The following is an 18,262-nucleotide window of genomic DNA, read 5'->3' on the forward strand; positions in this document are numbered from 1 at the left end:
TCGCCGGCGTTTGAGGCGCGGGGGTCCGGGGGCTGGCCCCCGGCAGCGGCGCGGCAGGTGGGCACGTTGCCCGGCGCCCACGTTCCGGCTCGGCTACCGCCCGCCGCACGGACGGGTGCCCCGCCAGGGCAGCGGCCCGGCGGCAGGCCGGCCACTGAGCCGACCGGCCACGGCAACGGCCCGGCGGCAGGCTGACCACCGAACCGCCCGGCCAGGGCAGGGGCGCCGCCCGGGTGGTCTTGGGGTGCCCGGTCAGGGCTGCGGCGTGGCCGGGGACCCCCCGTGCGGCGGGGCGGGCCGGTGGCCCGATAGCCTTCGGCTCATGACCGCACCGCTTTTCCCGGGTAGGGCCCGCCGCAGCGTCGCGGCCCTCGGAGCCGTGTCCGCCGGCCTCCTCCTCCTGTCCGCCTGCGACAAGCCGACGCCGCTCGCGACCGTGACCGTCGGCAGCACCTCCGTGTCCACCGAGGCCGAATGCCGCGCCGACGGCAAGGACCTCTCCATGGACCGGGTCCAGGAGTGCCTCACCGGCCTCAAGAACGCCAAGACCGTCGACTACGCCCGCGGCGACACGCTGCGCCTCGGCGTGGAGCCCGACGTCGTCGAGGACGGCAAGAAGTGGCAGGCGGTCCTCGACGGGCAGCCGATCACCGAGCCCTCCGCGAACACCTACCGCAGCTTCCAGGGCGCCGACGTCTTCGCGACCGGCGGCCAGGGCGAGGCGCCCGCCTCGAAGATGCTCGGCTTCGTGCAGGTCGGCGAGGACGGCAAGCCGCTCGCCGTCTGGTCCTTCAAGCTCAAGCTGAAGTAGGCCCGCACCCCGTGCGCGCGCTCGTCGTGACCGCGGTGGCCGCGGAGGCGGACTCCGTGGCCGCCGGTCTCACCCCTCATCCGGATCCGGTCACCCCCGAGGCGCGCACCCTGCCCGGCGGCTACCTCATCAGCCGCCGGGACCTGCCCGGGCTCGCCGCCGACGTGCTCGTCGGCGGGGTCGGTCCGGCGGCGGCCGCCGCCGCCACGGCCACCGCGCTCGCGCTGGCCGACTACGCCCTCGTCGTCTCCGTCGGCATCGGCGGCGGGTTCGCGCCCGCCGCCCCGCTCGGCACGCTCGTGGTCGCGGACGCGATCGTCGCGGCCGACCTGGGCGCCGAGACCCCCGACGGGTTCCTCTCCGTGGACGCGCTGGGCTTCGGCCGCAGCGCGCACCTGCCGCCCGCCGACCTCGCCGCCCGCGCCGCCGAGGCCACCGGCGCGCTGCTCGCCCCCGTCCTGACCGTGTCCACCGTCACCGGCACCGCCGCCGGCGCCGCCGCGCTCGCGGCCCGGCACCCGCTGGCCGGGGCCGAGGCGATGGAGGGCTTCGGGGTGGCGGAGGCCGCCGCCGCGCACGGGCTGCCCGTACTGGAGGTGCGCGCCGTGTCGAACACCGTCGGGCCGCGCGACCGGGCCGCCTGGCGGATCGGCGACGCGCTCGGCGCGCTCACCGAGGGGTTCCGCGCGCTGGGACCCGTATTCGTCCATTGGGGAGAACACCTTGAGCAACGCCACGGGCAGCACGGCTGAGCCGCTGCGCATCGCCTTTTCGCCCTGTCCGAACGACACCTTCGTCTTCGACGCCTGGGCGCACGGCCGCGTCCCGGACGCCCCCGCGCTGGATGTGACCTTCGCCGACATCGACGTCACCAACGGCATGGCCGAGCGCGGTGAGCTGGACGTGCTGAAGGTGTCGTACGCGGTCCTGCCGTGGGTGCTGGAGGAGTACGCGCTGCTGCCCTGCGGCGGGGCCCTGGGCCGTGGCTGCGGGCCGCTGGTGCTGACGCGCGAGCCGGGGCTGGACCTGGCGGGGAAGACCGTCGCGGTGCCGAGCGAGCGCTCGACGGCGTACCTGCTGTTCCGGCTGTGGGCGGCGGACGTGCTGCCGGACGGGGTCGGCGAGGTGGTGGTGCTGCCGTTCCACGAGATCATGCCGGCGGTGCGCGACGGGCGGGTGGACGCCGGACTGGTCATCCACGAGGCCCGGTTCACCTATCAGGACTACGGGCTGCACTGCCTGGCCGACATGGGCGAGCACTGGGAGTCCACCACCGGCCTGCCGATCCCGCTCGGCGCGATCATCGCCAAGCGCTCGCTGGGCGCGGACGCGCTGCGCGCGCTGGCCGGCGCGGCCCGGGCGTCGGTGCGGATGGCCTGGGAGGACCCCGAGGCGTCGCGGCCGTACGTACGGGCCCACGCGCAGGAGCTGGACCCGGCGGTCGCCGACCAGCACATCGGGCTGTACGTCAACGAGTTCACCGCCGACCTCGGCGACGCCGGGTACGCAGCGGTCCGCGGGCTGCTGACCAGGGCCGCCGCCGAGGGGCTCGTTCCGGCCATCGGGCCCGCCGCGCTCGACTTCCCGTAACGGTCCGGCCCCCCGCGCGCCCCGGACGCGGCGGTGCCCCGCGGCTCCGGGGAGCGGCGGGGCACCGGCGGTACGGACGGGTCAGACGTCGAGCTGGTCGGCCACCGCGCGCAGCAGACCGGCGATCTTCGTGCCGTGCACCCGGTCGGGGTAGCGGCCGCGCTCCAGCATCGGCGTGATGTTCTCCAGCAGGGTCGTGAGGTCCTGCACGATCGAGGCGAGCTCGTCGGGCTTGCGGCGCTGGGCGGCCGCGACGGAGGGCGCCGGATCCAGGACCGTCACCGAAAGTGCCTGGTCACCGCGCTGTCCAGCGACGACGCCGAACTCGACGCGCTGGCCGGGCTTGAGGGCGTCGACCCCGTCGGGAAGCACCGACGAGTGGACGAAGACATCTCCGCCGTCGTCGCGGGAGAGAAAGCCGAAGCCCTTCTCGCTGTTGAACCACTTGACCTTGCCGGTAGGCACGTCCGTCCTCTGTTCTTGTACTCGTCGGGTCCGGTGGGCCGGTGTGAAACGGCTCCGGACAGCGGTGCGGCGGGTCCCGTGACCCGCCCCCTCCAGGCTAGTGGTCCGGAAACGGGTGACAAGTCGTTCCCCGGTCCTTCCGCTTCACGGCTTCGGCCAGGGAACTACCCTGGTGGGGTGACTGTTACTCCTCATCCCGACGAAGCGCGGCGCGACGAAGCGCGGCCCGGTGACGGACTCGTCCGGGCGGGCGGCATCGTGTTCATCGTCGGCGCCGTGGCGACCCTCGTGACGATGGCCCCGCTGTTCCTCGGCACCGATCCCTTTCCGTCGTACGCGTGGGCCGTGTGCATGCTGATGGGCGTCGGTTTCGCCCTCGCCGCGGCGGGCGTGGTCCGCTCGGCCGCGGCGCAGCGCAAGGCGGCCCGGGCGTCCCAGGCCGCCTGAAGGCGCGTACGGGTGCCCGCGCGCGGGGCGCGTACGGGGCTCAGACCTCGCGGGTGCGCACGTACTGCGCGAGCCACTCCGGCAGCGCGGTGAGGTCGGGCAGCACCACGTCGGCGCCGGCGGCGCGCAGTTCGTCCTCGGGGCAGGGGCCGGTGGGGACCACCACGGAGAGCGCTCCGGCGGTGCGGGCGCCGCGGACGTCGCCGACGTGGTCGCCCACGTAGATCTGGGCGCCGTGCTCGCGCAGGGCGCCCGCCTTGGCCTCGGCCCACAGCCAGCCGATGACGGCGTCGGGCTCGATGCCGAGGTGCTCCAGGTGGTGGCGGGCGTTGGGCTCGTTCTTCGCCGTGACGACGATCGCGCGGCCGCCGAGGGCCTGGACGGCCTTGATGGCCTCGTGCGCCCCGGGCATCGCCGGGGTGGGCTCGATGGCGTGCGTGAAGTACATCTCCCGGTAGCGGTCGCGCATCTCCGGGATCTCCGCCGGCTCGAACCAGTGGGCGAGCTCGTCCTCCAGCGGCGGCCCGAGGCGGGTGATGGCCTCGTCGGCGTTGATGAACCGGCCGGTGGCGGCGGAGAGGGCCTCGTAATTGGCCTTGATGCCGGGCCGGGAGTCGATGAGCGTCATGTCGAGGTCGAAGCCGACCGTCAGCGGAGCGAGCGCGGTGGGCGCGGCGGTCTCTCGGGCGGGGGAAGTCATGTTTCCCATTGTGCAGAGACGCGGCGAAGCGGGGGGAAAGTGCCCGGTCCATCGCCTTTCCGGAAGGTGAAATACGGGGAAATGTCACGCCCCGCGCTTGGCGGCTCCTCCAGGCACTCTCTAACGCGCCGTCGAGCGGCGGCCCGGCCGGCACCCGTACAGCTCCCGCGCGCGGACGAGGTCGACGGGGCCGGGGTCCAGCGGCAGGAAGTACGCGCCCTGCCAGGCCTGCGTGCGTTCCGCCTGGCGGCTGGTGGCGGCCACCCACGGCGGGTACACGCGGAAGGCCCGCTTGCCCCCGGCGCCGTCCGCCGACACGATCCCGCGGCGGTGGAGCGCTTCGGCCGGCAGGACGAACTGGCCGAAGCCGTCCGCGTCGCGGGCGCTGACGACGAACAGGTCGACGGGATCCGACAGGTCGAACGGTGCGATCGGCCCGCCCGGCGCGGACCGCTTCCACACGGTGACGAACAGCCCGGCCTTGGTGGGAGTCGTCCGGGCCGACCGGAAGCGGACGGCCAGCGGGCGGGAGCCGTCGGGGCCCGCGGGGGCGCTCAGGGTGAACGCGCACGCGGCGTACGCGGCGCTCTCCGCCTCGGGGACGGGCGGCGTCCAGCCGAATCCGCACGGGCCGTAGACGCGCTCCCGCGCCACGAGCAGGTCCGGCCACGGTGTCGTCTTCGTCATCCGGCCACGGTGTCATGCCCCGGGCCCGCCCCGTCCCGCGCACTCGCCCCCGTCGGTGTCGCACGGCAGGGGCCGACCGGCCGGGCCCGGGGGTCAGTTCGCCGGGCGGCGCCGGAACAGGCGCTTGCCCACGAGGACCAGGGCGGTTCCGGCCGCCAGGACCAGGGCGCCCTTCCCGTAGCCGCCGCCCGGTCCGCCCACCGCGTCACCCGACGGACCGCCCGCGGCGGGCGGGGAGGCGGCGGGCGCGGTGGCCGCCCCCGGCTCCCGCACCGGCACCGCCACCACCTTGCTGTTCGCGCCCTCCGCCCCGAACATCAGCGTCCTGCCGTCCGGGGTGTACGTCACGGACTCCGCCTGGCCCTGCCACGGCGCGTCCACCCGTTCCCCCTCGCCCTGCGGGCGCCCGTCCTTCCACGGGTAGGTGCGGGCCGAGAAGTACCCGCGCAGCGTCAGCCGGCCGCCGTCCGGCGAGAACGCCCCGTCCGTCACCCACGGCACGTCCGCGACCCGCCGGAACACGTTGTTCCCGTCCGCCGACAGCCGCTCCGGCCCCTCGTACAGGCCGCCCCGCTGCTCGTTCTTGCTGGCGATGTACACCCGCCCCGTCACCGGATGCACCATCAGCGCCTCCGCGTCGCGTGGCCCGTCCGCGTACGTCACCGTGAACTGCTCGGCCTTGACGGTGACGTCGTGCAGCTCCTTCGGCTCCGGGAAGCGGTAGATCCACACGTGGTCCCAGGTGCCGTTCCGGTTGTCCCCGATGTCGCCCACGTACAGCTGCCCGTCCGGGCCCAGCGAGATCGCCTCGACGTCGCGCGGGGTGCCGATCCCGGTCATGGTCACCCGGGCCACCGTCCGGCCCGTCGCCGAGTCCACCGCGTACACGTACGGGCCGTCGTCGCTGTCGTTGTGCGTCCAGTAGACGCCCGGGTGGACGCGGCTCGCCGCCAGCCCGCTCGATTCCGTGATCCGCGGATCGCCGATCGTGAACCCGGCGGCCTCCCCCGGCCGGCCGTCGGCCGCGGCGGGGCCCGCGAGCGGGGCGGCGAGCACGAGGGTGGCGACGGCGGCGGTGAGGGCGGTCCGTACGACGGGCTTCAGGCGCATCCTCCCAGCCTGCCAGCCCGGCCCGCGTGTCCGGCATCACAGGAGTACCTGTCGCGCGATCCGCGATGATGACCGGATGCGTTTCATGTTCGTCGGCGACTCCATGACCATCGGACGCGCCGGCGACTACACCTGGCGCTATCGGATGTGGCAGCACCTCGGCGCCACCCTGGGGACCCCCTTCGAGATCGTCGGCCCGCGCACGGCGCTCTTCGACGCCACCGGCTCCGCCGCGCCCGCAGAACCGGCGCCCGCCACCGCCGCCGCGCCCGCCGCCCACGCGTACGCCGATCCCGCCTTCCCCGCCGCCGCCCGCCGCCACCTCGCCGGCTGGGGCGAGGGCTGGCAGCACATGGCCCCGCTCATCGGCCCCGCCGTCCGCGAGGGCCGCGCCGACGTGCTGCTCGTCTCCCTCGGCCTGATCGACCTCGGCTTCTACACCAACGCCGAGCAGACCGCCGGCAACGTCCGCCGCTTCGTCGCCGGGGCGCGCGCCGCCCGCCCGGGGATCCGGATGGTGTTCCTCCCCGTCATCGCGAACGTCCGCGCCGAGCAGGACCCGCCCTTCGCGGCGGAAGTCGTCCGGTTCAACGAACTGCTCGCCAAGGCCGTCGCCGACCTGAGCACCGACGCCTCGCCGATCCTGCTCGCCGACCGCCCCGCCGGGTACGACATCGCCCACGACACCTACGACGGCACGCACCCCAGCGCCTCCGGCGAACACCGCCTGGCCGGCGAGTTCGCGGCCGCCCTGCACCAGGCGTGGGGGATCGGCGGCCCCTACCGGCCCGCGCCGGACGCCACGTAACACGCCCGGCACGAGGGGGTCTTGCCTGGAGCGCACTCCAGGCAGTTGGCTAGTGCCCCATGAAGTACACGCAGCTCGGACGCACCGGCCTCAAGGTCAGCCGCCTGGTCCTCGGCACCATGAACTTCGGCCCCCAGACGGGCGAATCCGAAAGCCACGCCCTGATGGACGCGGCCCTCGACGCCGGCATCAACTACTTCGACACCGCCAACGTCTACGGCTGGGGTGAGAACAAGGGCCGTACCGAGGAGATCGTCGGCACCTGGTTCGCCCAGGGCGGCGGCCGTCGCGACAAGACGGTCCTGGCCACCAAGGTCTACGCCTCGATGGCCGCCGAGGGCGACCCCTGGCCCAACTACGACCGGCTCTCGGCGCTGAACATCCGCCGCGCCGTCGACGCCAGCCTCAAGCGGCTCCAGACCGACTACATCGACATCTACCAGTTCCACCACGTCGACCGGCTGACCCCGTTCGAGGAGATCTGGCAGGCCGTCGAGGTCCTCGTCCAGCAGGGCAAGATCCTCTACGCCGGCTCCTCCAACTTCCCCGGCTGGAAGATCGCCCAGGCCAACGAGACCGCCGCGCGCACCGGCCGGCTCGGCCTGGTCAGCGAGCAGTGCCTGTACAACCTCGCGGAGCGGCGCGCCGAGATGGAGGTCATCCCGGCCGCCGAGGCGTACGGGCTCGGCGTCGTCCCCTGGTCCCCGCTGCACGGCGGCCTGCTCGGCGGCGCCATCCGCAAATCGGCGCAGAGCGGGCGCACCGCCTCCGGCCGCTCGGCGGACGCCCTGGCCAACAGCGCGGTACGGGCGCAGGTGCAGGCGTACGAGGACCTGCTCGACAAGCACGGCCTGGAGCCCGGCGACGTCGCGCTGGCCTGGCTGCTGACCCGCCCCGGCGTCACCGGCCCGATCGTCGGCCCGCGCACCCCGGAGCAGCTCACGTCCGCGCTGCGGGCGGTGGAGCTGGAACTCTCCGAGGAACTGCTCACCGCCCTGGACGAGGTCTTCCCCGGCCCGGGCCCCTCGCCGGAGGCTTTCGCCTGGTAGCGGGCCCTTTCGCGGCCGCCCCGCTGCCGCCCGCTACTGCCCGACGGCGGCCGCCACGGCGACGACGACGAACATCAGCACGAGCACACCGGCCATGACACGGTTTCTGGTCTTCGGATCCACCCGTCGAGACTAACGCGGCAGCCCCTGGCCCTTCCGCCAGGGGCTGCGAGACTTCGGTCATGGTGGTGACCGTGGAAGACGTACGGCGGCTCGCGCTCGCGCTGCCGCGCACCGAGGAACACCTCGTGCGCGACCGGGTGAAGTTCCGGATCGGGCGGATCGTCTACCTCGCCCTGTCCCGGGACGAGACCGAGCTCGGCTTCGCCTTCCCGAAGGAGGAGCGGGCCGCGCTCGTCGCGTCCGAGCCGGGCACCTTCTCGCTGCCCGGCGCCGGAGACATGCGCTACCACTGGGTCCACGCCCGGCTGGCCGCCCTCGGCCCCGCCGAGCTGGCGGAGCTGGTCACCGACGCCTGGCGGATGTGCGTACCGGCGAAGGTGGCCCGCGCCCACCTCGACGGCGGGCTGCCGCCCGCGCCGGGGCTGGAGCGGCTGCGGGAGGCCGCCGCCGTGTTCGGGGCGTTCCCCGGCGTCGACCGGAGCTGGCTCGCGCTGGTCGCCGACACCGCCCCCGGGCCAGACCTGTCCCGGGCCGCGCACCGGACCGCCCTGCACCGCTGGCTCAACGCCTGGGGCTGCCGCATCCGCTATCCCCGCGAGGGCGAGCCCGACCCGCTGGACCGCGGGCTCGCCGCCTGGTGGGAGCGGCACGCGCTGCCCGGGGCCCCGCTCGCGGCGCTGACCGACCGGGAGGCCGCCCTGCTGGCCGCCGCGTACGGGGAGCTGGCGGCGCTGCCGCTGGGCCGCCGCACCCTCGGGCCGACCGCCGCCGCCAAGGCCCTGTTCGCGCTGCGGCCGCGCACGGTGATGCCCTGGGACGCGGCCATCGCGACCCGGCTGCACGGGGGCCGGGACGCCGCCGCGTTCGAGCGCCACCTGCGGACCGGGCGGGCCTGGGCGCGGGCCGCGCTCGCCGAGAGCGGCCTGGACGAGGAGGCGCTGACGGCGGAGCTGGGCCGGCCCGGGCTGCCGCTGGCGAAGGTGCTCGACGAGTACCTGTACGTCACCCTCAGCCGCCGGGGCGACTGACCGGGCCGGGCCCGCCCCGGCCTCAGCCGGCTACGGGGACCAGCGCGGCCTCCTCGGTGATCCGGGCGGCCCTCGGCCGGGCCAGCGCGAGGTAGCTCGCCGGGCGCAGGGCCACCGACACGTCGAGCCGGCCCGCGTTGAACCAGATCTCCTCCTGCTCCAGCAGCTCCGGATCGACCACCACCTCCACGGCCGGGTCGAAGCTCACCGGCATGATCGAGCCGCTGGCGCAGCCCGTCAGCTCCTCCGCGACCGCCCGCACGGCGAAGGAGGCGTTGGTGCCCCCGTACGCCGCGCGCACCGCCTCCAGGTCGACGCGGCGGTGGCCCGGCACCACGGCGATGACGTAACGGCGCCGTTTGCGCCCCAGCGCGACCCGGATGACCAGGCACTTGGCGGCCTCTTCGAGGCGGTGGCCGCGCAGCAGGCTGGCGAGTTCGGTCTGCCCCTCGGGGGCGTGGCGCAGGAGCCGGTAGTCGGCCCCGCCCTCGCCGAGGAGGCGCAGGAGGCGGGTGTAGCTGTCCGCGATCGCGGTCGCAGAGGTCACGGCGTTCCTTTCCGGAAACTTCGGTGGCGGTGACTCAGCGCTCGCGCAGCTCCAGGGTGCAGCACTTCACACTGCCGCCCGCCTTGAGGAGCTCGGAGAGGTCGACGCCGATCGGCTCGAAGCCGCGCGCGCTGAGCTGGGCCTTCAGGCCGGTGGCCGCGTCCGGCAGCAGCACGTGGCGGCCGTCGGAGAAGGCGTTCAGCCCGAAGACCGCCGCGTCCTCGGCGGTGGCGAGGATCGCGTGGGGGAACATCGTGCGGAGCACGGACCGGCTGCCCTCGGAGAAGGCGGCCGGGTAGTACATGACCTCGTCGTCGCCGAGCACGGCCAGGGCCGTGTCCAGGTGGTAGTACCTCGGGTCGACGAGGGTCAGGCTCGTCACCGGCAGGCCGAAGAACTCCTGGGCCTCGGCGTGCGAGCGCGGATCGGTGCGGAAGCCGGTGCCGGCGAGGAGCCGGCGGCCGACGGTGAGGATGTCGCCCTCGCCCTCGTTGATGAACTCGGGCCACAGCAGCTCGCGGTGGCCCCGGCGCTCGAACCAGTCGAGGTAGGCCGGGCCCTCCGCGGTGCGCTGCGCGTGCCGGAAGCGGGCGCCGTAGACCTTGCCGTCGACGACGGTGGCGCCGTTGGCGGCGAACACCATGTCGGGGAGGCCGCCGACCGGTTCGATCTCCTCCACGAGGTGGCCGAGTCCGAGGTACAGGTCGCGCAGCCGCTCCCACTGGCGGATGGCGAGGTGGGGGTCGGTGCGCTTCTCCGGGTGCATCCAGGGGTTGATCGAGTACGTGACGTCGTAGTGCCGGGGACGGCACATCAGCAGCCTTCGCCGGGTGGCCGTGCGGGCGGGGGTGGTGGGCGCGGCCATCGGCTCGGTGAGCGGCACGGGGGCTCCTTCAAGGGTGGCTGGAGGGACTCCGGGTCGTCCGCGAGGTGGTGCGGGCCGACCGGTGGTGCGGTGCGGTGCGGTGCGGTGCGGGGCGTCAGCGGGCGGAGGCGGTCGGTACTCGGCGTGAGCATGCGGGGGCCGCCTCTACTGCTTCTACCGGCGCCCTGTCTACGACCTCGGGTGAAGGGGCCGGGGGCGCGCAGCGGTGGAGTTCCGTTTCGCGGGGGTGAACGTTCGGCTGCGCGGGCTCCCGACCCGTCGGGGCGCGGGCGCCGGGCGGCCCGGCGGGGCCCCGGAACGGGGCGAGCGGCGCCGCGAGGGAGAGGACGGGTTCGCGCCACTCGTGGTGCGGAACGGGCTGCTCTGGGCTGCGGTCAGGGGGCCGCCTGCGGGTTCGTGCCGGTCGCGGTGCGGAACGGGCTGGTCAGGGCCGCGGTCAGGGGGCCGCCCGCGGGTTCGCGCCGCTCGCGGTGCGGGACTGCTGGTCAGGATCACGGTCAGGGAGCCGCCCGCAGGTTCACACCGCTCGTGGTGCGGGACGGGCTGGGCAGGACCGCGGTCAGGGGGCCGCCCGCGGGTTCGCGCCGCTCGCGGTGCGGGACGAGCTGGTCAGGGCCGCGGTCAGGGGGCCGCCCGCGCTGCCGTTACGGGAGCGCGGCGTGCCAGGGCCGGGGCGGGGGCCCGGAGGCGGGCTCTCAGCCCCTGAGGGGCCAGGCGGCGGCGACCTCGTAGCGGGGGCGTTCGCCGGGGATGCCGGAGGTGGGGAGGTTGCTGCGGACCAGGCTCAGGCTCTCGACCCGCCAGGGCGTGCCCTCGAAGCCGGCCAGGGCGTCGACGTAGGGCCGCAGGTCGGCGCCGCCGCCGCTGCGGGCGAGGGTGAGGTGGGGGGTGTAACGGCGGTGCACCTCCATCGGGACCCCGGCCCGCCGGGCGGCGGCGTCGGCCCGCTCGGCGAGCAGGTGCAGGGCGTCGAGGCCGCCGGCGGCTCCGGCCCACAGGGCACGGTCGCCGAAGTGGCCCGCGCCGTGCAGGCGCAGCGCGAAGGGCGCGGTACGGGAGGCCGCGCGGCCGAGGCGGGCGTGCAGGTCGGGGAGCAGCCGGTCGGGGACCTCCCCGAGGAAGGCGAGCGTGAAGTGCCACCCCGGCTCGTCGGTCCACCGCAGGCCCGTGCCCCGGTCCAGCGTGGCAAGGGCTTCCCGCAGCTCCGCCACGGCCCCGGCGGACGGCAGTACGGCGGCGAAGAGCCTCATGCCCCGACCCTATCCCCGAGGAACCCCCGCGCCCCCCGAATTCCGCCGCCCAACCGACTCCCACCGCACCGTGGTCCCCACCCGCACCGGAAACGGGCCGGGGGCTGTGCGCCCCCGGCCCCCGGAGGGGTCAGGCCGCTGCGACGAGTTCTTCGCGGCGGGCCGACGGGACGAAGGTGACGCCGTGGCGGTTCACCCGTAGCCGGAGGTTTCCGACGCGGGAGAGCACCACCGCGATGGCGAGTGCGGCGGCCAGGGAGACCAGGCCGCCGGCGGCCATGCCGAGCCGTGCGCCGTAGGTGTCGGTGATCCAGCCCACGAGCGGGGCGCCGACGGGGGTGCCGCCGGTGAAGACCATCATGAACAGCGCCATGACCCGTCCCCGCATCTCGGGGTCGGTGGCCAGCTGCACGCTGGAGTTGGCCACGACGTTGACGGTCAGCCCGAACATCCCGACCGGCACCAGCAGCGCCGCGAACAGCCAGTAGCCCGGCGCGTACGCCGTCACCAGCAGCAGGCCGCCGAACAGCGCGGCGGCCGTGACCAGCAGCCGCAGCCGGGCCTGCCCGCGCCGGGCGGCGAGCAGCGCGCCGGCCAGGGAGCCCACCGCTATCAGGGTGTTGAACAGCCCGTACGTGCCGGCGTCACCGTGGAAGACCTCGCTGACGAACGCCGACAGCCAGATCGGGAAGTTGAACCCGAAGGTGCCGATGAAGCCGACCAGCACGATCGGCCAGATCAGCTCGGGCCGGCCCGCGACGTAGCGCAGCCCCTCCCGCAGCTGGCCCTTGGCGCGCGGCTGCGGCGCCACCGGGTGCAGTTCGGAGGTCCGCATCAGCAGCAGCGCGGCGATCGGCGCCGCGAAGGAGAGCCCGTTCAGCAGGAAGGCCCAGCCGGAGCCGACGGCGGTGATCAGCACACCGGCGATGGCCGGGCCGACCAGCCGCGCGGACTGGAAGTTGGCGGAGTTCAGGCTGACCGCGTTGGCGAGCTGCGCCGGGCCGACCATCTCGGGGACGAAGGTCTGGCGCGCCGGGTTGTCCACGACGGTGACCAGGCCGAGGGCGAAGGCCGCGAGGTACACGTGCCAGACCTGGACGTGTCCGGCCAGGGTGAGCACGGCGAGCGCGACGCCGGTCAGGCCCATGGCCCCCTGCGTGGCGAGCAGCAGCGGCCGCTTGGGCAGCCGGTCGGCGAGGACGCCTCCGTAGAGGCCGAACATCAGCATCGGCAGGAACTGCAGGGCGATGGTGATGCCGACGGCGGAAGCGGAGCCGGTCAGGGAGAGGACCAGCCAGTCCTGGGCGATGCGCTGCATCCAGGTGCCCGTGTTGGAGACGGCCTGGCCGGTCGCGAAGAGCCGGTAGTTGCGGATCCGCAGCGAGGCGAACATGGAGTTCTTCGGCCTCGCGGGCGCCGCGGTAGAGAGGGTGGATGTGTGGCCGGGTGCGGAGTCTGCTCCGGTTCCCGTACTCAAAAGCGTTCGCCTCCTGGCGTCGTTCCTATAGGTGCGCGAGCTTCTCCAGGACGGGGGCGGCCGCGCGGAGCTTGGCCCATTCGTCCTCGGTGAGCTCGGCCGCGAGCCCGGCCAGGAAGGCGTTGCGCTTGCGACGGCTCTCTTCGAGCATCGCTTCGGCCTCCTCGGTCTGGCTGACCACCTTCTGGCGGCGGTCGTCGGGGTGCGGCTCCAGCCTGACCAGTCCCTTGGCCTCCAGCAAGGCGACGATGCGGGTCATCGACGGGGGCTGGACGTGCTCGCGCCGGGCCAGCTCACCGGGGGTGGCCTGGCCGCAGCGGGCGAGCGTGCCGAGCACCGACATCTCGGTCGGGCTCAGCGATTCGTCGACGCGCTGGTGCTTCAGGCGCCGGCCCAGCCGCATGACGCCGGAGCGGAGGTCGTTCACGGCGGCAGCATCGTCGCCATGGGAGAGGTCATGCATGTACTTAGAATAACTCATTACTCTACCTAAAGAACACCGGGTATCCCCCGTCACTCGTACGGGTGAGTCGGCAGCGGAAAGTGACGCGCGCCCGCACCGTCTGCCCCGACCCTTCTGGCCATGGGGACACATGTGCTGAGCATGCGCATAGACGGGGAGCTGCTGGAGCGGCTCCGGCACCATGCCGCCAAACGCGGAATGAGCGTCCAGGACTATGTCGTCCGGACGCTCATTCGCGATGACTTCGACGAGCGGTTCAAGACCGCGGTCGACGAGACGGAGAAGTTCTACGGGCTGACCTGAGGGGCCGGCCGTACGGGTGGGGCTTACGTGAGGCCGAGCGCCGGCATCGCGTAGTAGAAGACGAACACCGCCGAGACCACGTACATGGCGGCCGGGACCTCGCGGCCGCGGCCGGTGGCCAGGCGCAGTACGCAGAAGCTGATGAAGCCGATGCCGATGCCGTTGGTGATCGAGTACGTGAAGGGCATCAGCACCATGGCCAGGAAGGCCGGGACGGCGATGGTGAAGTCGCTCCAGTCGATGTCCCGGACGGAGCCGGCCAGGATCAGGAAGCCGACCGCGACGAGGGCGGGGGTGGCGGCCTGCGAGGGCACCATCGTGGCCAGCGGCGTCAGGAAGAGCGCGACGGTGAAGAGCCCGCCCGTGACGATGTTCGCGAAGCCGGTGCGCGCGCCCTCGCCGACGCCCGCCGTGGACTCCACGAAGCAGGTGGTGGCGGAGGAGGAGGTGGCGCCGCCGGCGGCCACGGCCAGGCCGTCCACCAGCAGGACCCGGTTGATCCCGGGGAACTCGCCGGTCTCCTTGTCGATCAGCTTCGCCTCGTCGCCGACGCCGAGGATCGTGCCCATCGCGTCGAAGAAGCAGGACAGCAGCACGGTGAAGACGAAGAGGACGCCGGTCAGCACGCCGACCTTGCCGAAGCCGCCGAACAGGCTGACCTTGCCGAGGAGCCCGAAGTCGGGCGCCGCCACCGGGTTGCCCGGCCACTGCGGCACAGTCAGGCCCCAGGCGAGGCCGGGCAGGTCGGCGATCAGCTGGACGACGACGGCGGCCACGGTCATCGCCACGATGGAGATCAGGATCGCACCGGGCGTCTTGCGGATCAGCAGCGCGAGGGTGAGCAGCACGCCGACCACGAAGATCAGCACCGGCCAGCCGTGCAGGTGGCCGTCGCTGCCGAGCTGGAGCGGGACGGTGGTGTGCGCGGCGTCCGGGATGCGGGTGACGAAACCGGAGTCGACCAGGCCGATCAGCATGATGAACAGGCCGATGCCGATCGCGATGCCCTTGCGCAGGCCCAGCGGGACGGCGTTCATGACCCGCTCGCGCAGGCCGGTGGCGACCAGCAGCATCACCACGAAGCCGGCCAGGACCACCATGCCCATGGCGTCGGGCCAGCTCATGCGCGGGGCGAGCTGGAGGGCGACGACGGTGTTGACGCCGAGGCCGGCCGCCAGCGCGATCGGGACGTTGCCGATGACGCCCATCAGGAGCGTGGTGAAGGCGGCCGTCAGGACGGTGGCCGTGACGAGCTGGCCCCCGTCGAGCTGGTGGCCGTACATGTCCTTCGCGCTGCCCAGGATGATCGGGTTGAGCACGATTATGTAGGCCATGGCGAAGAACGTGGCGAAGCCGCCGCGGATCTCGCGGGCGACGGTCGAGCCGCGCTCCGAGATCTTGAAGTAGCGGTCGAGACTGCTGGTGGGGGCCGCGGCGGGTGCCGAGGTGCTCATGCGGTCCTCAAACGGGTCGATTGGTCGTTCGTACGAACGAATCCGGCCGAAGGCAAACCGTTTCAGTATGAACACATGAGCGGCGGCCGGTCCATCTCCGCGCGTAGACCGGAAAAGCGGCCACCTAGACTGGTGCCATGGCGAAGTGGACTGCTCAGCACGAGGCGCCCGAGCCCCTTGAGGGCCCGGTGGTCGCCACCATCATCGGCGGCACGATCCTCTGGTTCGCCCTGTTCCTCGTCCAGCTGCCGTTCTACGGCTGGTTCGCCGACCGGGACCTGCTGTGGTGGCTGTGGACCTGCGCGGCCGGCGGCGGGCTCGGCCTGATCGGCATCTGGTACGTCCGCGGCCGCGAAGCCGCGCTCAAGCGCCACGCGGCCGAACGGGCGGCGACGGCGGCCACCCCGTCCGGCCCGGCCACCCCGTCCACCCCGTCCGGCCCGGCCGGACCGGCGGGTCCGTCCCCGGCGTCCGGCGGAGCCGAGCGCTGAGAGCCCCGACCAGGGGACGATTCCACTCATCCTGAAGTCGCATCTTCCGGTTCCTCGGCGGGTGAAGCGCCCCCGCGCCCTTTACCGTCGAAAACATGACGCAGCGGGCGAGGATCGACCACGACGGACCCGAGCGCTCCGGCGCCGGCCCCGCCATCGACGCGGGCGCCGAGCTGGATCCCGTCCACCCGGTGAAGCCCCCCGCCCCCCGGTTCAAGCCGGGCGGGCTCAGTACCGCCGAGGTCGCCGAGCGGGTCGCCCGCGGCGACGTCAACGACGTGCCCGTCCGCTCCTCGCGCACCACCGCCGAGATCGTCCGGGCGAACGTCTTCACCCGCTTCAACGCCATCATCGGCGTGCTGTGGGTGATCATGCTCTGCGTCGCGCCCTTTCAGGACAGCCTCTTCGGCTTCGTGATCATCGCGAACACCGGGATCGGCATCATCCAGGAACTGCGCGCCAAGAAGACCCTCGACGGCCTCGCCGTCATCGGCGAGGCCAAACCCGGTGTCCGCCGCGACGGCGCCACCGCCGAGATCTCCACCTCCGAGATCGTGCTCGACGACGTCATCGAACTCGGACCCGGCGACAAGGTCGTCGTCGACGGCCTCGTCGGCGAGGCCGACGGACTGGAGATCGACGAGTCCCTGCTCACGGGCGAGGCCGACCCGGTCCTGAAGAAGCCCGGCGACCCGGTCATGTCCGGCTCGTTCGTCGTCGCCGGCGGCGGCGCCTTCACCGCCACCAAGGTCGGCCGCGAGGCCTACGCCGCCCAGCTGGCCGAAGAGGCCTCCCGGTTCACCCTCGTCCAGTCCGAGCTGCGCTCCGGCATCTCCACCATCCTCAAGTACGTCACCTGGATGATGATCCCGACCTCGATCGGCCTGATCATCAGCCAGCTCGTGGTCAAGGGCGACAACGTCAAGGACGCCATCGCCCGCACCGTCGGCGGCATCGTCCCGATGATCCCCGAGGGCCTGGTCCTGCTCACCTCCGTCGCCTTCGCCATCGGCGTCATCCGGCTCGGCCGCCAGCAGTGCCTCGTCCAGGAACTGCCCGCCATCGAGGGCCTCGCCCGCGTCGACGTCGTCTGCCTCGACAAGACCGGCACCCTCACCGAGGGCGGCATGGACGTCACCGAGCTACGCCCCCTCGGCGGCGCGGAGGTCTCGTACGTGGAGAAGGTGCTCGGCGCGCTCGGCGAGTCCGACCCCCGCCCCAACGCCAGCCTCCAGGCCATCATCGACGCCTACCCCGACAGCGCCGAGTGGCGCTGCACCGAGTCCCTGCCCTTCTCCTCCGCCCGCAAGTACAGCGGCGCCAGCTTCAGCGAGGGCGACGGCGAGAACAGCACCTGGCTGCTCGGCGCCCCCGACGTGCTGCTGCCCGCCGGGGACCCGGCGCTGGAGGAGATCGACGGTCTCAACGAACAGGGGCTACGGGTCCTCCTGCTGGCCCGCTCCGCCCGCGAGCTGGACGACCCGGCCGTGGCCGACGGCGTCCGGCCCACCGCCCTCGTCGTCCTCGAACAGCGGCTGCGCCCCGACGCCGCCGACACGCTGCGCTACTTCGAGGACCAGGACGTCAAGGCCAAGGTCATCTCCGGGGACAACGCCGTCTCCGTCGGCGCCGTCGCCGGCAAGCTCGGCCTGCCGGGCGCGCAGCACACCGTCGACGCCCGCAAGCTCCCCGCGGAGCGCGCCGAGATGGCCGCCGTCCTGGACGAGAACGCCGTCTTCGGCCGCGTCACCCCGCAGCAGAAGCGGGACATGGTCGCCGCCCTCCAGTCCAACGGCCACACCGTCGCGATGACCGGCGACGGCGTCAACGACGTCCTCGCCCTCAAGGACGCCGACATCGGCGTCTCGATGGGCTCCGGCTCGGAGGCCACCCGCGCCGTCGCGCAGATCGTCCTCCTCAACAACAGCTTCTCCACCCTGCCCTCGGTGGTCGCCGAGGGCCGCCGGGTCATCGGCAACATCACGCGCGTGGCGACCCTCTTCCTCACGAAGACGGTCTACTCGGTGCTCCTGGCCGTCCTGGTGGTCTGCTCCCAGGTGGAGTACCCCTTCCTGCCCCGCCACCTGACCCTGCTGTCCACCCTCACCATCGGCATCCCGGCCTTCTTCCTGGCCCTGGCGCCGAACAAGGAACGCGCGAAGCCGCACTTCGTGAAGCGGGTGATGCGCTACGCGATCCCGGGCGGCGTCCTCGCGGCCGTCGCCACCTTCGCGACGTACCTCCTGGCCCGCTCCCACTACTCCGGCCCGGACTCCCTCCAGGCCGAGACCAGCGCGGCGACGCTGACCCTGTTCCTCACCTCGATGTGGGTCCTGGCGATCATCGCCCGCCCGTACACGTGGTGGCGGGTGGCCCTGGTCGGCGCGATGGGCTTCGCCTTCCTGGTCGTCCTCGTCGTCCCCTGGCTCCAGACCTTCTTCCAGCTCAAGCTGGTGGGCACCACGATGCCCTGGACGGCCGTCGCCATCGCGGCCGCCGCCTCCGCCGCCATCGAGTACGCCTTCCGCTGGGTCACCCGCCGGTTCCCCGACTGACGGGAGCCCGGGGCCCGG

General features: G+C 73.4%; 20 protein-coding genes. 10 read left to right on the forward strand and 10 right to left on the reverse strand.

Going from position 1 to position 18,262, the window contains the following annotated elements; all coding sequences use genetic code 11:
- The first annotated feature begins 322 nt into the window (after window positions 1-322).
- Genes ACZ6ZT_RS26975 through ACZ6ZT_RS26985 form a run of 3 tightly spaced genes read left to right on the forward strand, consistent with a single transcriptional unit; the run spans window position 323 to window position 2,401 of the window.
- Entirely contained in the window at window positions 323-811 is a 489-nt protein-coding gene (locus ACZ6ZT_RS26975) for a DUF2771 domain-containing protein (protein WP_469722544.1), read from the forward strand.
- 11 nt (window positions 812-822) lie between these two features.
- The gene (locus ACZ6ZT_RS26980) at window positions 823-1,563 is read left to right on the forward strand and encodes a futalosine hydrolase (RefSeq protein WP_469722546.1); all 741 of its coding nucleotides are present in this window, start codon (window positions 823-825) and stop codon (window positions 1,561-1,563) included.
- Complete coding sequence (locus ACZ6ZT_RS26985) at window positions 1,535-2,401, forward strand: 1,4-dihydroxy-6-naphthoate synthase (RefSeq protein WP_469722547.1); 867 nt, start codon at window positions 1,535-1,537, stop codon at window positions 2,399-2,401. The genes ACZ6ZT_RS26980 and ACZ6ZT_RS26985 overlap by 29 nt, the downstream gene beginning before the upstream one ends.
- An 81-nt stretch (window positions 2,402-2,482) precedes the next feature.
- Here ACZ6ZT_RS26985 and ACZ6ZT_RS26990 read toward each other — a convergent pair whose 3' ends face one another.
- Window positions 2,483-2,866: a cold-shock protein gene (locus ACZ6ZT_RS26990; RefSeq protein WP_469722549.1), complete on the reverse strand. Its 384-nt coding sequence runs from the start codon at window positions 2,864-2,866 to the stop codon at window positions 2,483-2,485.
- 177 nt (window positions 2,867-3,043) lie between these two features.
- Here ACZ6ZT_RS26990 and ACZ6ZT_RS26995 point away from each other — a divergent pair, with 177 nt between their 5' ends.
- A complete protein-coding gene (locus ACZ6ZT_RS26995; protein WP_469722550.1) occupies window positions 3,044-3,313 on the forward strand; it encodes a hypothetical protein in 270 nt (89 codons plus the stop codon).
- Between the two features lie 40 nt (window positions 3,314-3,353).
- Here ACZ6ZT_RS26995 and ACZ6ZT_RS27000 read toward each other — a convergent pair whose 3' ends face one another.
- From ACZ6ZT_RS27000 to ACZ6ZT_RS27010, 3 genes are all read right to left on the reverse strand, one after another.
- Window positions 3,354-4,022 carry an HAD family hydrolase gene (locus ACZ6ZT_RS27000; RefSeq protein ID WP_469722552.1) on the reverse strand — a complete coding sequence of 223 codons (669 nt, stop codon included), beginning with the start codon at window positions 4,020-4,022 and terminating at the stop codon, window positions 3,354-3,356.
- 111 nt (window positions 4,023-4,133) lie between these two features.
- On the reverse strand, window positions 4,134-4,700 hold the full coding sequence (locus ACZ6ZT_RS27005; RefSeq protein WP_469722553.1) for a MepB family protein: 567 nt from the start codon (window positions 4,698-4,700) through the stop codon (window positions 4,134-4,136).
- A gap of 93 nt (window positions 4,701-4,793) precedes the next feature.
- Window positions 4,794-5,810 (reverse strand): WD40 repeat domain-containing protein, encoded by a 1,017-nt coding sequence (locus tag ACZ6ZT_RS27010; RefSeq protein WP_469722554.1) that lies wholly within the window; start codon window positions 5,808-5,810, stop codon window positions 4,794-4,796.
- Between the two features lie 76 nt (window positions 5,811-5,886).
- Between ACZ6ZT_RS27010 and ACZ6ZT_RS27015 the strand changes: the two genes are divergently transcribed.
- The 3 genes from ACZ6ZT_RS27015 to ACZ6ZT_RS27025 all read left to right on the forward strand — a co-directional run bounded on the left by ACZ6ZT_RS27015 (window position 5,887) and on the right by ACZ6ZT_RS27025 (window position 8,818).
- Window positions 5,887-6,618 carry a GDSL-type esterase/lipase family protein gene (locus ACZ6ZT_RS27015; protein WP_469722555.1) on the forward strand — a complete coding sequence of 244 codons (732 nt, stop codon included), beginning with the start codon at window positions 5,887-5,889 and terminating at the stop codon, window positions 6,616-6,618.
- Between the two features lie 59 nt (window positions 6,619-6,677).
- Window positions 6,678-7,667 carry an aldo/keto reductase gene (locus tag ACZ6ZT_RS27020; protein WP_469722556.1) on the forward strand — a complete coding sequence of 330 codons (990 nt, stop codon included), beginning with the start codon at window positions 6,678-6,680 and terminating at the stop codon, window positions 7,665-7,667.
- Between the two features lie 182 nt (window positions 7,668-7,849).
- A complete protein-coding gene (locus ACZ6ZT_RS27025) occupies window positions 7,850-8,818 on the forward strand; it encodes an MmcQ/YjbR family DNA-binding protein (RefSeq protein ID WP_469722558.1) in 969 nt (322 codons plus the stop codon).
- Window positions 8,819-8,840: 22 nt separating this feature from the next.
- Here ACZ6ZT_RS27025 and ACZ6ZT_RS27030 read toward each other — a convergent pair whose 3' ends face one another.
- The 5 genes from ACZ6ZT_RS27030 to ACZ6ZT_RS27050 all read right to left on the reverse strand — a co-directional run bounded on the left by ACZ6ZT_RS27030 (window position 8,841) and on the right by ACZ6ZT_RS27050 (window position 13,441).
- Window positions 8,841-9,365, reverse strand: coding sequence for a YbaK/EbsC family protein (locus tag ACZ6ZT_RS27030; protein WP_469722559.1), 525 nt, complete (start codon window positions 9,363-9,365; stop codon window positions 8,841-8,843).
- 34 nt (window positions 9,366-9,399) lie between these two features.
- The gene (gene ddaH / locus ACZ6ZT_RS27035) at window positions 9,400-10,230 is read right to left on the reverse strand and encodes a dimethylargininase (protein ID WP_469722723.1); all 831 of its coding nucleotides are present in this window, start codon (window positions 10,228-10,230) and stop codon (window positions 9,400-9,402) included.
- A 716-nt stretch (window positions 10,231-10,946) separates the two neighbouring features.
- The gene (thpR, locus tag ACZ6ZT_RS27040) at window positions 10,947-11,501 is read right to left on the reverse strand and encodes an RNA 2',3'-cyclic phosphodiesterase (RefSeq protein ID WP_469722561.1); all 555 of its coding nucleotides are present in this window, start codon (window positions 11,499-11,501) and stop codon (window positions 10,947-10,949) included.
- A gap of 130 nt (window positions 11,502-11,631) precedes the next feature.
- Entirely contained in the window at window positions 11,632-12,978 is a 1,347-nt protein-coding gene (locus ACZ6ZT_RS27045; protein WP_469722562.1) for an MFS transporter, read from the reverse strand.
- A 25-nt stretch (window positions 12,979-13,003) separates the two neighbouring features.
- Window positions 13,004-13,441, reverse strand: a complete 438-nt coding sequence (locus ACZ6ZT_RS27050) for a MarR family winged helix-turn-helix transcriptional regulator (protein ID WP_469722564.1) — start codon at window positions 13,439-13,441, stop codon at window positions 13,004-13,006.
- A 120-nt stretch (window positions 13,442-13,561) separates the two neighbouring features.
- On the opposite strand from ACZ6ZT_RS27050, the gene ACZ6ZT_RS27055 reads away from it, so the two are divergent.
- Entirely contained in the window at window positions 13,562-13,744 is a 183-nt protein-coding gene (locus tag ACZ6ZT_RS27055; RefSeq protein ID WP_266574969.1) for a ribbon-helix-helix protein, CopG family, read from the forward strand.
- A gap of 23 nt (window positions 13,745-13,767) precedes the next feature.
- Here the strand turns inward: ACZ6ZT_RS27055 and ACZ6ZT_RS27060 are convergent, their stop codons facing one another.
- A complete protein-coding gene (locus ACZ6ZT_RS27060; RefSeq protein WP_469722565.1) occupies window positions 13,768-15,198 on the reverse strand; it encodes an NCS2 family permease in 1,431 nt (476 codons plus the stop codon).
- A gap of 137 nt (window positions 15,199-15,335) precedes the next feature.
- Here ACZ6ZT_RS27060 and ACZ6ZT_RS27065 point away from each other — a divergent pair, with 137 nt between their 5' ends.
- Entirely contained in the window at window positions 15,336-15,689 is a 354-nt protein-coding gene (locus tag ACZ6ZT_RS27065; protein ID WP_469722566.1) for a DUF2530 domain-containing protein, read from the forward strand.
- 95 nt (window positions 15,690-15,784) lie between these two features.
- Entirely contained in the window at window positions 15,785-18,244 is a 2,460-nt protein-coding gene (locus tag ACZ6ZT_RS27070) for an HAD-IC family P-type ATPase (protein WP_469722567.1), read from the forward strand.
- Window positions 18,245-18,262: the final 18 nt, after the last annotated feature.

The organism is Streptomyces sp. NPDC102258 (assembly GCF_055584685.1).

Coding starts and splice junctions, on each gene's coding strand:
- ACZ6ZT_RS27020 (WP_469722556.1), top strand. CDS start 6,678: ATGAAGTACACGCAGCTCGGACGCACCGGCCTCAAGGTCAGCCGCCTG.
- ACZ6ZT_RS27070 (WP_469722567.1), top strand. CDS start 15,785: ATGACGCAGCGGGCGAGGATCGACCACGACGGACCCGAGCGCTCCGGC.
- ACZ6ZT_RS27060 (WP_469722565.1), bottom strand. CDS start 15,198: ATGAGCACCTCGGCACCCGCCGCGGCCCCCACCAGCAGTCTCGACCGC.
- ACZ6ZT_RS27025 (WP_469722558.1), top strand. CDS start 7,850: ATGGTGGTGACCGTGGAAGACGTACGGCGGCTCGCGCTCGCGCTGCCG.
- ACZ6ZT_RS27065 (WP_469722566.1), top strand. CDS start 15,336: ATGGCGAAGTGGACTGCTCAGCACGAGGCGCCCGAGCCCCTTGAGGGC.
- thpR (WP_469722561.1), bottom strand. CDS start 11,501: ATGAGGCTCTTCGCCGCCGTACTGCCGTCCGCCGGGGCCGTGGCGGAG.
- ddaH (WP_469722723.1), bottom strand. CDS start 10,230: ATGGCCGCGCCCACCACCCCCGCCCGCACGGCCACCCGGCGAAGGCTG.
- ACZ6ZT_RS27010 (WP_469722554.1), bottom strand. CDS start 5,810: ATGCGCCTGAAGCCCGTCGTACGGACCGCCCTCACCGCCGCCGTCGCC.
- ACZ6ZT_RS27050 (WP_469722564.1), bottom strand. CDS start 13,441: ATGCATGACCTCTCCCATGGCGACGATGCTGCCGCCGTGAACGACCTC.
- ACZ6ZT_RS27055 (WP_266574969.1), top strand. CDS start 13,562: ATGGGGACACATGTGCTGAGCATGCGCATAGACGGGGAGCTGCTGGAG.
- ACZ6ZT_RS27005 (WP_469722553.1), bottom strand. CDS start 4,700: ATGACGAAGACGACACCGTGGCCGGACCTGCTCGTGGCGCGGGAGCGC.
- ACZ6ZT_RS27015 (WP_469722555.1), top strand. CDS start 5,887: ATGCGTTTCATGTTCGTCGGCGACTCCATGACCATCGGACGCGCCGGC.
- ACZ6ZT_RS26975 (WP_469722544.1), top strand. CDS start 323: ATGACCGCACCGCTTTTCCCGGGTAGGGCCCGCCGCAGCGTCGCGGCC.
- ACZ6ZT_RS27000 (WP_469722552.1), bottom strand. CDS start 4,022: ATGGGAAACATGACTTCCCCCGCCCGAGAGACCGCCGCGCCCACCGCG.